Genomic DNA, 14,313 nt, shown 5'->3' with positions numbered 1-14,313 from the left:
TTAATTTTTTACTTCTACATTTTTAATCTTGCCTGATAATTTTTCTTTCCAATTTGTCCAACTATATTTTTTGCTAAAAATGAAAAGTAAAATTGGATATATAATTACAACTGGCAGAATCACATCAATTCCTGCTGATGGTTCTGACAAATCTCTAAATATGGAATAAGTTTGAAAAACGGTCCAATCTGAAGTAACCAAAAGTGCGCCCACGAGATTATTTGCCGCATGAAATCCTAATGCCAACTCCATTCCTTCATCCATCAAAGTGATAACCCCTAAAAACAATCCTGTTCCTATGTAATAAATCATTACAATATTTCCCATTTTAACTACTTCAGGATTAAACCAATGCATAGAACCAAAAATAACTGAAGTCATCACGAGAGGAAACCATCTATTTCTAGCCAAATTGGCAAATCCTTGCATTAAATACCCTCTAAAAACATATTCTTCTGTACTGGTTTGTATCGGGATTAATATAGAACCTAAAACAACTAAAATTAGAAACGGAACTAATTTAAAACTTAAAACAAATTTTTCAGGAGAGCTTAGATAAACGATTGAAAAACTAACCAGCGAAATAAAAGTCCATAAAAAGAAAGAAAACCAAATTCGTTTCCAGTCTGTTTTTGGTCGTGCCGTAGTTATTGATAATAATGTTTGATGGTGAATGAATCTGACAACAAAATAAATTCCTGCAAAGGCAAAAACAAACGAAATCATTACAAGGAACAGAGTTGTATTAGACTCGAACATTTTCATAACATCATCATTTGTTGTTGGAAAAGCCTTGCCCTCACTAAAAGCTTTATAAAACACCACGCCAATAAGCGGCATCTGTCCTAAAAAAGAAGCCGCTATAATAAAAACAGATCCCAAGAGATATTTCCAAAATTTATTTTCAGGCTTAATTCCTTGTTCTAAAAACATAAATTTAAAATTTAAAAAAAATGAGAATTCAAATTCCATAAGTAAATCTTACTTTTGGCATTGCAAAACTACCTCTTTTTTGCCTTACAAATATTTGAACCCTTAAATATAACAAAATGATACAAATCTATCATAATCCGAGATGCGGAAAATCAAGAAACTGTCTTGCATTTATAGAAAATTCAAAACAAGAATTTGAAATCATTCCTTATTTGACAGAAACACCAACTTTTGACCAACTAAAAAAATTACTCAAACAACTTAACATAGAGCCAATTCAGTTAGTCAGAACCAAAGAAAAAGTCTGGATCGAAAACTTTAAAGGAAAAACTTTAAACGAAGAACAAATTATAAATGCGATGGTCGAAAATCCAATTTTAATAGAAAGACCTATTGTTGTAAAAGACGGAAAAGCTATTATTGGCAGAGATCCAGATCTTGTTGCTTCTTTTTTAGATTGATTCTAAAATACTTCATTAACATTTTTTTGTGATTTCTTTCTTTAAACCAAAAACTACATTTGCCGTCTAAAGAGAAAAGAAAACCAGAAAATGAAAAAAATCAAATTTGCTATACTGCTTGTATTCTTGTTTACAAGTGTGTATAATTACTCACAACAAGGGCCTGGCGGCAACAAAGTAAAAGTCAGCGGAAAAGTTTTAGAAAAAGTAAGCAAACAACCTTTAGAATATGCTACTATTTCTATTACAGCTCCTAATGATACTAAAGTTATTGCTGGCGGGATTACCAATCCAAAGGGAGAATTTGAAGTTGCTGTTGCACCAGGAACTTACGATATAAAAGTTGAATTTATCTCTTTTAAATCAACTGAAATCAAACAAAAAAGCATTCAAAATGACACTAATTTAGGTGTTGTTAATTTATCTGAAGATGCTGCGCAACTTAATGAAGTTGTAGTTCGCGCTGAAAAATCGACAGTTGAAATAAAACTAGACAAAAAAGTTTACAACGTTGGTCAAGATATGATTGTAAAAGGCGGAAGCGTTAGCGACGTTTTAGACAATGTACCTTCTGTTTCTGTTGATACTGAAGGAAATGTTAGTTTAAGAGGAAGCGATAACATTCGTATTTTAATTGACGGAAGACCTTCACAAGCTATTAATATGGCTGAAGCTTTAAGACAACTTCCTGCTGATGCTATCGATAAAGTAGAAGTTATTACCAATCCATCTGCACGTTATGATGCAGAAGGAGGTTCTGGAATTATAAACATTGTGCTTAAAAAAGGTAAAAATCAAGGTTTTAACGGAACTTTAATTGCTTCGACAGGTTTACCAGAAACTTATGGTTTAAGTGCTAATGTGAATTATAAAACAGAAAAATTAAATTACTTTACAACAGCCGGATATAATTACAGAACAAATGAGGGAGCTGGTAAAACAAATTCTGAATATTTAAATGCTGATGGAACTACAAAAAGTTTCTTAGATGAAACCCGTGACACTAAACGTGTTAGAAACGGATTTAACGGAAGAGCTGGAGTAGAATGGACACTTACTCCAACAACTTTCTGGACCAATGCTATTAATTATCAAAAAAATACTGGTGATGACCGTGATTTGATTAATTATTATAATTATGATGCTAATCAAGCTTTTACAGGAACATCTTACCGTTTGAACAATGCTGATACAGGTAGTGAAAATGTTGAATTTACATCAAACTTAATTAAAAATTTCAACGATAAAGGACACAAACTTACGGCAGATCTTTCTATCTCAAGAAATACAGATGATAGCAATAGTACTATTACGGCTTCTCCAAATTTTGATACCACATTAAATAATCAAGTGCAAAAGCAAGTTTTAGCACAAGTTGATTATGTGTTGCCTCTTGGAAAAGGTGGACAGTTTGAAGCAGGTTACAAAGGAAGCTTTGGAGATTTGAATAATATCTATAATGTTAGTAATCTTGATGCAAATGGTCAAAGTGTATTAAACCCTAATTTATCAAATACGTTAGAATACAAAGAAAACATCAATGCGCTTTATACACAATATGGTTTTAAAGTAAATAAATTTTCCTATTTGTTTGGTTTAAGATGGGAAGACACCAACATACAAGTTAACTTATTAGATAATAGCGATTTCAACACTAAAAAATACAACAATTTATTTCCAAGTGCTTTTGTTAGTTACGAAATTTCAGATCAAAGTAATTTCTCGGCAAGTTATAGCAAGCGTTTATCGAGACCTAGAGGACGTTTCATGAATCCTGCGGTAAACTATGCCAGTAACATCAATATCTTTCAAGGAAACCCTGATTTAGATCCTTCTTTGACAGATAAATATGATATTGGATACATCAAAAGATGGGACAAAGTAACTTTTAATACTTCGGCTTATTTTGAAAACACAAAAGACGTTTTCAGCTTTGTAAGATCTCCTACTGGTGATGTTGTAACTCCAGACGGTGAAGTGGTAACTCCTGCACCAGGTGAAGTAGTTGATGGTACGCCAGTAATTAAAAGTTCTCCTATCAACTTAGGAAGAGAACAAAAATTTGGTTTCGAATTTACATTCAACTATACACCGTACAAATGGTGGAAATTAAACAGTAACTTTAACTTCTTCAATGTAAAAACAACTGGAGAAAACAGCTATACAGATACTCAAGGAAACGTAATTGTTCAGAATTTAGACAATCAGGCTAACTCTTGGTTTGCAAGAATAAACTCTAAAGTTACCTTACCTTACAAAATTGATTGGCAATTGACTGGAATGTACAACGGAGAGCAAAAAACAGCTCAAGGTAAAAACTTAGGTCAATTCGGAATGAATACTGCTTTTAGTAAAGATGTATTGAAAGATAAAGCAACAATTGCATTTAATATTAGCGATGTTTTCAATTCTAGAAAAATGAGATCTTATACCTATCTAGAAAATGTAAATTCGTATAGCGAATTCCAATTCCGTAAACGTCAGTTCAATTTATCATTCACTTACCGTTTCAATAAACCAAAAGGTGAGAGAGATAAAAATATGCCAAAAAATAACGAAAGCGGCGGAGACGGTGGAGAATTTCCAGGATAATTTTAGTTAAACTTCAATATTAAAATTCCAAATTCCAATTTTTAAGATTGGGATTTGGAATTTTTTTTATTTTAAATCTAAAAAACAAAAAGGCAAAGCTTGTTGAGCTTTGCCTTTAATCAAAAAAAAACAAAAAAGAATTAAAAACCAGTTTTACTATTTTTAAGCAGTAACTTCTTGTTCTGCTGTATTTTTCAATTTAGGAACAGGAATTGCTTTAGCTGCCACTTTTGGTTTTGCGGCGGGCTTCTTTTTACCCCATTTCTGTTTACCCCACCAAATTATAAATCCTGTGATGGGTAAAGTTGCAGAAATTAAACTGGCAAAAAATGCAATTATTTTTCCTGTTAGTCCAAGAACACTTCCCACGTGAATATCATAATTCATACGTCTGATTTTGTCTGGAATATTTGCTTCTACATATTTCCCTGAGAAAGGAGTTTTAATTGAAATCTCTTTCAAAGACTGTTGATCGTAACTGTAACGATCCATATTGTAATAGGTGTTTTTTTGCTTGTAAACAAAAGCACCAATTGGATCTGCAGGTTTTCCGGGAATACTAATTAAGATTCCAGATGCTTGCGGATTTTCTTTTCTTAAATTCAATAAAACTTTATCGGCAGTCGTAATATTAAATGCGACCACGTTTGTGGTATCCGATTTTGGAGATTCGCGGTTTTCTGTCAATGGTTTACCTCCAGAAGTTACCCAATACAATGATTTACTCCACCATCCAAAACTCCAAACTAAACCTGTTACAGCAATAAAAAATAGAAATATACAGCTGTAAAAACCAAAAACATTATGCATGTCATAATTGACACGTTTAAAGCTGGCATCCCATTTAATTTTAAAACTTTTATCAATAATTGATTTAATCCATTTGGTTGGCCACCATAAAACGATACCCGAAATTAATAAAACCACAAAAATTAAAACTGCAACACCTACAATTGGCCTCCCTATATCATAAGGCAGCCACAAAGCCCGGTGTCCGTTTAATATCCATCTGAAAAAATCTGGTGAATCGCCTCTAGAAAAAGTTTTTACGTTTAATATTTCTCCCGTGTATGGATTCATATAAACGCTGATAAAAGTTCCAGATCTTCTGCCACCTTTACGTTTTTCATCTTTTCCTTTGCCTTTGCCCTTTTCGCCGGGTTTTACTTGAGATTTTGCATCTGATTTTGCTTTTTCGCCTTCATTTTTAGCGAAATCTTTTTTTCTTTCTCCTCTCTTATGTTCCCCTTTTTCTCCTCGACCGCCTTTTTCACCCTTTTCTTTTTTCTCTACAAAGTAGCCTACAATAGCCGCTTCGTGTTTTTCTCCGAAAGTGACACTTGTAGCTTTTTTATCTTTCATTTTTTTATCTGCAATTGAAACCAATTGGGAAGGCAGTAAAAATGCTTTTTCCTGAGGTTTTACAAAACGCCAGTCTTCGATAAAATCTTTGATTTCGTGTTCAAAAACATAAATGCAGCCCGTAAGGCTGACAATAACTACGATGACTCCAGACGCTAAACCAAGCCACAAGTGAAGCCAGGCCATAATACGCTTGAAAAGCGATTTTTTACTTTTTTTCTTATTATTATTGGGTTTTGGTTTTGACGAAGAAAACATAATGGATAGATAAATAGGATAAATAAAAAAACCGCAAGTCCTCATTAAAACAAGGACTTACGGCAAAAAAATATTAGTATTTTAATTTCTGAATTGCGGTAATTTGACCGCCTTCAACTTTCATGCCTTGTGTAGCAACAGCAGTTGTACCGTTGATAGAGTAAATCCAGTTTCCGTCAGGTGTATTTACACCAAGAATAGCTGAATTACCATCTTCTGTTGTAATATTATAACGAGTAGTAGCATTTGACAATACAGAAGGCATACCAGTAACCCATTTAAAAGTTTGGTTGTATACATCAGCAACAGCTAACTTAACAGTTCCAGAATTGGTTCCAGCAGTTCCGTACATTAACAATAAGAACTTACCATTTGAGATATAACTTGTCGAAGAAATTTTGTATCCACCTGATTTTTCTTGAACATTAAAGAAGTAAGATTTGTCAAATTCTGTTGTACCTTTATTAATTCTAACAACAGCCGAAGGTTTTGTAGAGCTAACTACGCCATTTGATGTTCCAATTGCTCCAGAAAATCCATAAGCATCTCCTTTTTCATCTTGAAACAATCCATTAGTAAAATAAGCCCCTAAGTAACTTGTACGGTTATCTTTAATTACTTTTTCTAATTTTAAGTCTGGATAACTATATACCGCTACCCAAGTACTATCAGCATGTCTTGTTCCAAAAGTATCAGGAGCAATACCATTAATTTTCATATAAGGCATAAATACTTTATCTCCTACTTGAGTTGCCCAAGTAAAATGCGCTCTTTCTGCTAAATCTGGATTTTTATTTCCAATTAAAAGTCTAGTATCTTGTGATACTGTTCCTGTAAGTACAGATTGTTCTGCATCAACTTTATACATATAAGAAATTGAAGCACCACTTCTAGGAACTTTTACCATTAAAATATCTTTGTTAACTGGTGCAAAAACTTGAACTGTCTCAGCTTGGAAATTTGAAGTCTTAGTTAAAACTCCATTCGTAGTCAAACCATATGTAGTAACAGCTCCTGGATTTCCTTGACCGTAAAGGAAACTAAAAAATTTATTTTGCGTTGATAAATAATAACGATAAGTACCGTCTTGTTCTAATCCGTTTCCTGCTGTTGTAATTGATCCTTTTGAAACGTCGTCTGCAGTTAATAAATAATCTGCTACTCCTGTTGCTCCTGTAGAAACGGTAACTATATATTTTGATTTTCCTGTTTCTCCACTAGCTCCTTCATTTTGCTCATCGTTACTCTCACATGAAGCAAAAGTGAAAGCAAATGCTGCTAACAGTAAAGGTAATTTGGTAATTGTTTTCATAAGTATTAAAATTTATATTAAAATTATTTATTCGATTTGTTAAAGAAGTATCTAAATTTTAGATAAAAAGCACGACTAGGTTTTTGAAGTGAAAAATTATCTACAAGTTCATTATCCAATAAGTTTTGACATTCTAAGGCGACGTTGTATTTTCCGTTAGCCATAGTGTAAACCAAGTTTAAATCATGCTTAAGCTGTGTAGGAATATCGTGCTTACCACTTGTACCCCCTCTACTTGGCCAGTACAAATAATAGGCGTGTACATAAAGAAGATTATAGCCAGCAGATAAATTATTTCCTTTTTTAAATACATCGTTAAAAAAAACTGTTGCATCTAGATTACTAAACAAGTAAGGAATATTGGGCACCCTGTCTTTATAGTAATAGGAAACATAATTTTGCTCTGGTTCGTATTTGGTCATATTGCGTATATCTTGGTAAGTCATATTAATACCAGATGTAAATCGCTTTTTGTAAGAGTATCGAATCTCTCCATCAATACCTTTTGTTCTAACACTTCCTTGATTAACAGTTACAGTTTTGTTCTGATTATTATTAAATTCAGTACGAATAAAATCAGTAGCATCACGATAAATACCATTCACATCAAATGTTAAGGCATTAAAGTCATTAAAATTAGTTTGATAACTAAAACCTAAATTAATATTGTTACTTGATTCTGGTTTTAAATTATTATTGCCTTGTAAATTATCATTGGGATCACCAAAAATTTCATTGGATGTAGGTAATCTATAGGTTTTTTCATAAGAAGCCTTTAGCTGTACATTTTGCTTTAAATAATAGCTGGTTGCCCCTCCGTAACCTAAAGAAGATGACTTATCATTTAACTCCATATAGGCAACATCTCCCCAGTTTCCAGAAGGATTATAACTTCTTGTAAGAGTAGTCTTTAAAGTATAGTTTTTTACAAATAATGAGGTGCTCCATTTTTGATTGTAGTCAAATTTGTAGCCAGCTGCCAAAATATTCTTTTGTAGCTTTTCAGGCTGCTGGTACGTTATCGACTCAGGATAAAGTTCATCACTTCCTTTGCGGTCAAATGTGTTAAATGTATTGTTTATTAAGAACGAATGATGCTCCCCAATAGCATAGTTCGCATTGAAAGTGGCTATTCCATTATTGTTTTTAAATTTATACAGGGATCTACCAGCTTCTCCACCTGGACCTGCGTTTTGTGTATACTGCCCAAACCAATTGTATCGTCTATTTACGGTATCTACAGTTTGTTCATATCCAAAATTAAAATTTCCAGTTACATCTACATTCAACCCTTTTGTAAACAAATCTTTTACTTGATATTTTAAAGTAGGCATCAAAGTATTCCCGCGTCTATATCTTTCTCCAAATACTGCAACCATTCTGGCTCCGGTTTGAATATCGGCCTTGTTTTGTCCCGCAGTAAAACCAAACATTAATTTATCGGCATATTTTTTACCCGTAATTCCAATATTAAAGATTACAGTTTCATTATGGTAATTATCATGAAATCTTCTTACTCGTGTTTCTGGATAATATTTACCGGTTTCCAAATCATTAGTTTCAACATTTACCCAATAATTATTATCAGAATAATTTTGAAATGCATTAATCTCTGTTGTAAAACCACTTTTTGAAGTATAACCTGCATTTATAGCAGTTTTAAAAGTGTTGAATGATCCAAAGGAATAAGAAGCATCCACATACGTTCGGGGTTTGCTATTTGTTACGATATTAACAGCTCCTCCTAAAGCATCTCCTCCCAGCCAAATAGGCACAACACCTTTGTAAACCTCTACACGATCAGCTAGGTTAATTGGAATATTATTAATTTGAAAAGACGAGCCGAAATTATCCATTGGTACTCCATCAATAAAAATTTTAATTTGGTTGCCAGAAAATCCATTAATTGATAATTCTGATCGAGAACCAACACCTCCAGCTTCTCGAAAACGTACGCCAGATACCCTATCTAAGGCATGTGCCAAATCTAAAGTGGAGTTGTGGAGTTTTTTCGCATCAACAGCAGTTACGTTATAAGCTTGTTTATTGACCTTATCAACTGTCGAACGTCCTATTACGGATACATTTTCTAATTCTTGTGACTCGGTTTCCATTTTTACTGGAATATTCAAGTTGCCTGAAACTTCAATCTGTTTTTTATAAACCGCAAAACCAATTGCAGAAATTTTTAAGGTGTGTTTTCCTGCGGGTACATTTTTAAAAATAAAGTTTCCATTTTCATCTGAAATTACACTTAAACCCGTTTTTTCGATAATAATCGTTGCGAAAGGAATGGTTTGACCAGAATTTTCTGCAACTTGTCCAGACACTGTGATACCTTGATTTTGCTGGGAAAATGATAAGAACGTAATAAGTAAAAATAAACTATAAAATATTTTTTTTTGAGTTGACATATCTTTAATTAGACTAATTATAAATAACTTTGCTGCAAAAGTACCATCAACGTCTTGAAAAAAGATAGGGAAAAACGGATTATTATTTTGTAAAAACGGATTAAATTTTGAAAATCGAAGCCACACTTTTAACACCAGAAACCCCAATAGTAAAAATTAAAATTGGAGATAAATACTATCCCAAAAGCATATTAACGGAAGAAAATATTAAGATCGAAAATAACGATACAGAAAAAATAGCAAGTCGTCATTTAATTACTGAAGGCTTAGTTTTGCTAGATACTCAGATGTATTTTTCTACTTCTAAAACCGTTATTTTTGAAATTGACGAAGAATCTGTTGTGATGAATTTTATCTACAGCAGTAACGTCGAAACTAAGATTGAGCATTTGGAAGGAGAGAAATACTCTAAAAAAAACACACACAATATATTTTATACAGACAACTTCAAAGCTTCTTTTACTATTCCGCCTTTAACGCCAATTAATTATTTATCCATAATTCTATCTAAAGAATTTTATTATAATATAATTAATGAAGATTGGCAGCTTCATGAAAAATTCTCAAGAAACATTTTAAATAAAAAATCAAGTTATTTAACTTCAAAATATCTTCCTTTTACTCCTGCTATACAATGGGTTACGCACGAAATAAAAAACTGTACAAGACAAGGTGCGCTGAAAAGGATTTATATAGAAAGTAAAATTAAGGAGCTTTTGATTTATCAGCTAGAAACCCTTAATACAAAACTTTCAGTACAAGAAAATATTGATGAAGAAGATTACACTAAATTATTAGAAGCAAAAAAAATACTAGACAACGACTATCGAAACACACCTACTCTACCCGAACTTTCAAGACTTATTTCGCTAAACGAATTCAAATTAAAAAAAGGATTTAAAGCCTGTTTTGGCACAACTGTCAAAAGCTATATCATAAAGCTTAGAATGGAACAAGCCAAAGAATTATTTCAAAATAAAAAGGCAACAGTTAGCGAAGTAGCTTATAAATGCGGCTACAAAGATGTTTCGCATTTTTCGGCTGCTTTTAAAAATTTTTATGGCTTTTCTCCTCAAAAATTTAAGCTCAATACCGATTTTATAAAAATTTGGTTAATTGGATTTTCACTTTTATTCTAAAAAAAAGGGCTTTAAAATTTCGTCTGTCGACTTAATCTTAAAACCCTTAAAAATTCGACATTAATGTATATTGCAAACTTATACAATTACCCACGATCAAATGAATATGTCAAAATTAATTCTAAAAAATGTTTCTCCAAAAACAGTATAAAAACTTAAAATGACATCTAAAAAGGCAAAGAATATCATCGTTCTTAAATTTTTACATGGCAAAATTAGGAGCCGAAACAGAAATTACCTTACGGTTTTCCTCATATTTATGTTAAAAAATAGTAATTATAAAGCTAATCAACTGTTTTGCAACGCGCTATCATTTCAACTTTAACATAATTTTAAAAAAAGATAAATCGGCTAATTCTGATAAATCTCCAAAACATCAAAAAAAATATACTTTTCTTGTCCTAGATTAAGTTTGATTTCAAGGTTCCTTATCTATTTTTGTTTAAACAATTTTAGATTAGAAATATTCTATCTTTTTCACTTAAATTAGATCTCATGAAAACTCTTGAATTCTTACTACTCGGAAAAAACGAAGCCATTTTAGCCATTTTACTACGTCTTGTCAATGCAGATGAAAACTGGAATGCAGTTGCTTTTAACAATGAAAAAGAAGCCCAGAATTACTTTGAAAATAATAAGATAGACATTGTTCTTTTGAGTTCTGGAATCAAAGATCATATTGAAAAAGAATTTACTTCTTTTTGCCTGAAAAATCATCCTGATGTAGAAGTAATTGAACATTTTGGCGGTGGAAGCGGTTTATTGAAATCGGAGATTCTGCATCGATTACATTTGAAAGGAAAGCTTTAATTTTGCTTTTTAAAGCTTAACAAAATGGAAAAAACATATTCAGTTGTTTTTTATTCGAAAAAAATCGTAGGTCCTGTTAAAGAATTGAAAGACCTCTTGAAAAGTAAAGTTCATAAAAATTGGTACAGCAGTTGCAACTCTGCAGCTCACATTACCATCTGCGAATTTACTATTGATGAATTTCAACTTGACTCGATCAAACAAAAGCTTTTTAAAATTTCTGACACATTTACACCTTTCCAAGTTTCTTTAAATCATTTTGATTCTTTTCCGAATGCTGGAGCTTTTTATATTGGAGTAAACGAAGATTCAAAAAATAATCTTGTGCCTATTATAAAAAAGATTCATGAAACTTTAAAGTCTTTGAAATTAAAAAAAAGTGATAATCCGCATATGTCAATTGGAAGGCGACTGACTCCCGAAAATCTAAAAATAGCTTCTGAGCTTTTTACCACAATCCATCTTCAATTTGACTGTAATGAAATTGTTTTAAGAGAATTTGATCCCAAAGTGAAGCAGTTTTTTGTAATGGATTCTTTTCCTTTCGGAAGCAATCCAGATCCTGAATTCGTTCAAGGAAGCTTGTTCTAACCGCAAAGGCGCTAGGTTAGCACAAAGTTCACAAAGTTTTTTTTGTATTTAACACTATCGCTTGTCCTCCTGAGCGGAGTCGAAGGACACGCTAGTAATTTAGCATGCAATACTATAGGAGCGCAGATCCTTCGACTCCGCTCAGGAAGACATAAAATGTGTATAGTACTTTTGCGAACCTTGCGAAAAAACCTTGCGTGCTTTGCGGTTAAACAAACACAAAGCAAAACAACCTGAAACATGAAACTTGAAACAAACCAAAACCAATCTTTATATTTTTCGTATATTTGAATTTCGCAATTCATCACGATATGAAATCCCTAGATTCATTTTACCAAGACATTACCGAAGGTTCATCAATTGAACCTAATTCTTTACTTCCAAACGACATTCAGAAAGAAATTGGTCATTTTAATGTTTTCGATATTCAAGAACTTTTGGAGCGTATGAAAGGGAAACCCGGAATGCCTTATGACAGAAGAGCTTATTATAAAATAAGTTTAATTAGAGGACACAATAAAGCTGAATATGCAGATAAGATAATCGAAATCGAAAAACAAGGATTGTTATTTGCAACACCAAAAATCCCATACAATTATTTACCGCAAGACACCAATCAAGGTGGACAATTTTGTGTTTTTACCAGTGAATTTTTATCCAAAAATAAGAGCGGAATTGATTTGGACGAACTTCCTATTTTCGCTTCAGATGGTTATCCTATTTTTCAATTATCTGATGAAGAAGTCGGAGAAGTCGCCTTGATTTTCAAAAAGATACAAAAAGAAATCAATTCTAATTATATATACAAATACGATTTGATTCGAAATTATGTGGCGGAGTTAATTCACTTCGGACAAAAATTACAACCTATAACCGCTTTATATTCTAAACACAATTCGGCAGCGAGAGTTTCTTCTTTATTTGCAGAATTATTAGAAAGACAATTTCCAATAGAATCTCCAAATCAAAGATTAGAGCTGAGAACTGCCAAAGATTTTGCAGAAAGATTATCGGTTCACGTCAATCATTTAAATAAAGTTTTAAAGGAAAACACCGGAAAAACTACAACCGAATTAATCAGTTCCAGATTAACCAACGAAGCAAAAATCCTTTTAAAACAAACCGATTGGAATATTTCTGAAATCGCCTATTCACTTGGATTTGAAGAATTAGCTCATTTTTCTAATTTCTTTAAAAAACAAACTTCTTTTACGCCGATTGCTTTTAGGAGTTAGATATATTAGATTTTAGATTGTAGATTTTAGATTTTAGATTACTACACAAAGTTTGTCTTCCTGAGCGAAGTCGAAGGATCTCATGCTAAATCCGTACAGTACGTCCTACTTTGCGTGTCATTCGACTTCGCACAGGAGGACAAAAAATGAGAATTGGGATTTAGGAATAGTTACCACAAAGTTTGTCTTCCTGAGCGAAGTCGAAGGATCTCATCCTAAATCCATACAGTACGTTCTACTTTGCGTGTCCTTCGACTTCGCTCAGGAGGACATAAAATGAGAATCAAGGCAATGCTGTTTTTATTGATATTGTAATTGATATTGTAATTGATATTTTTAATTCTGATTTGAATTTCGCAAACATCGGTTTGATATTTACAACTTCCCATTTCTACTTCCATCCTACCTTTGTCTTATCAATTTAAAAGATCGAAAAGATGAATTTATCAAACAATAAAATTTTAATAACTGGAGGTGCAAGCGGTATCGGACTTGGACTTACCGAACGATTTATTCAAGAAAACAATACTGTGATTATCTGCGGCAGAAGAGAATCTGTTTTAAATGATGTTAAAGCAAAATTTCCTTCAGTAATTACAAAAGTATGCGACTTATCTGTAGAACAAGAACGAATTGCACTTTACGAATGGGTTTCTGAAAATCACCCTGATTTAAATGTATTAATTAATAATGCAGGAATTCAAAATTGGATTTCAATAACGGATGACAATTTCTACCAAAACATGAAAGCTGAGCTAAGTACAAATATCGAAGCTCCATTGCATTTAACTTCTTTATTTATTCAGTTAAAATCTTTAAAAACAGTAATGAATGTTACTTCCGGACTGGCATTTTCACCTTTTGCAAAAGTTCCAGTTTATTCTGCTACAAAAGCATTTTTCAGATCGTTTACGCTTTCGCTTCGTCATTTATTAAAAGAAAAAAATATTGAAGTAGTAGAAATTATTCCACCTGCATTAAACACAGATTTGGGCGGCATTGGTCTTCACGACGCACATCCAAGCGTAAGCAGTTTTATCGAATCTATTTTTGAACAACTAAAAGACGGAAAACAAGAACTTACCTTTGGAACAAGCGAAACCAGATTAAATGCAAGCGCAGAAGAGTTAAGAAATCATTTTAATGCAATGCATGGGAACAATTAAAAATTAACAATGGATAATTGATAATTAACAACTAATCAAT

Annotated in this window: 11 protein-coding genes; 7 read left to right on the top strand and 4 right to left on the bottom strand. The window is 32.4% G+C overall.

All coding sequences use genetic code 11. The features are described from left to right. On the bottom strand, positions 1 to 933 hold the full coding sequence (locus LL966_RS02030; RefSeq protein ID WP_229349705.1) for a CPBP family intramembrane glutamic endopeptidase: 933 nt from the start codon (positions 931 to 933) through the stop codon (positions 1 to 3). Between the two features lie 116 nt (positions 934 to 1,049). Between LL966_RS02030 and arsC the strand changes: the two genes are divergently transcribed. Beyond that, positions 1,050 to 1,394, top strand: coding sequence for an arsenate reductase (glutaredoxin) (gene arsC, locus LL966_RS02025; protein WP_229349703.1), 345 nt, complete (start codon positions 1,050 to 1,052; stop codon positions 1,392 to 1,394). 90 nt (positions 1,395 to 1,484) lie between these two features. Continuing rightward, complete coding sequence (locus LL966_RS02020; RefSeq protein ID WP_229349702.1) at positions 1,485 to 3,986, top strand: TonB-dependent receptor domain-containing protein; 2,502 nt, start codon at positions 1,485 to 1,487, stop codon at positions 3,984 to 3,986. A 162-nt stretch (positions 3,987 to 4,148) separates the two neighbouring features. On the opposite strand, the gene LL966_RS02015 is transcribed toward LL966_RS02020, so the two are convergent. The 3 genes from LL966_RS02015 to LL966_RS02005 form a co-directional block, all read right to left on the bottom strand. Further along, positions 4,149 to 5,606: a PepSY-associated TM helix domain-containing protein gene (locus LL966_RS02015; protein ID WP_229349700.1), complete on the bottom strand. Its 1,458-nt coding sequence runs from the start codon at positions 5,604 to 5,606 to the stop codon at positions 4,149 to 4,151. Between the two features lie 73 nt (positions 5,607 to 5,679). Continuing rightward, positions 5,680 to 6,918 carry a DUF4374 domain-containing protein gene (locus LL966_RS02010; protein ID WP_229349699.1) on the bottom strand — a complete coding sequence of 413 codons (1,239 nt, stop codon included), beginning with the start codon at positions 6,916 to 6,918 and terminating at the stop codon, positions 5,680 to 5,682. 23 nt (positions 6,919 to 6,941) lie between these two features. Then, entirely contained in the window at positions 6,942 to 9,332 is a 2,391-nt protein-coding gene (locus tag LL966_RS02005) for a TonB-dependent receptor (RefSeq protein ID WP_229349697.1), read from the bottom strand. 107 nt (positions 9,333 to 9,439) lie between these two features. On the opposite strand from LL966_RS02005, the gene LL966_RS02000 reads away from it, so the two are divergent. The 5 genes from LL966_RS02000 (at position 9,440) to LL966_RS01980 (ending at position 14,273) form a co-directional block, all read left to right on the top strand. Further along, a complete protein-coding gene (locus LL966_RS02000) occupies positions 9,440 to 10,471 on the top strand; it encodes a helix-turn-helix domain-containing protein (RefSeq protein ID WP_229349696.1) in 1,032 nt (343 codons plus the stop codon). Positions 10,472 to 10,966: 495 nt separating this feature from the next. Beyond that, positions 10,967 to 11,281: a hypothetical protein gene (locus LL966_RS01995; RefSeq protein ID WP_229349694.1), complete on the top strand. Its 315-nt coding sequence runs from the start codon at positions 10,967 to 10,969 to the stop codon at positions 11,279 to 11,281. Positions 11,282 to 11,305: 24 nt separating this feature from the next. Then, entirely contained in the window at positions 11,306 to 11,872 is a 567-nt protein-coding gene (locus LL966_RS01990) for a 2'-5' RNA ligase family protein (RefSeq protein WP_229349692.1), read from the top strand. Positions 11,873 to 12,183: 311 nt separating this feature from the next. Next, positions 12,184 to 13,107, top strand: a complete 924-nt coding sequence (locus LL966_RS01985; protein WP_229349690.1) for a helix-turn-helix domain-containing protein — start codon at positions 12,184 to 12,186, stop codon at positions 13,105 to 13,107. A gap of 437 nt (positions 13,108 to 13,544) precedes the next feature. Continuing rightward, complete coding sequence (locus LL966_RS01980) at positions 13,545 to 14,273, top strand: SDR family oxidoreductase (protein ID WP_229349688.1); 729 nt, start codon at positions 13,545 to 13,547, stop codon at positions 14,271 to 14,273. Positions 14,274 to 14,313 lie beyond the last annotated feature (40 nt).

The organism is Flavobacterium chungbukense (genome assembly GCF_020805785.1).
GTDB lineage: Bacteria > Bacteroidota > Bacteroidia > Flavobacteriales > Flavobacteriaceae > Flavobacterium > Flavobacterium chungbukense.
The sequence above is the reverse complement of the archived record's forward strand: the minus strand, read 5'-3'. Positions and strand labels throughout refer to the sequence as shown.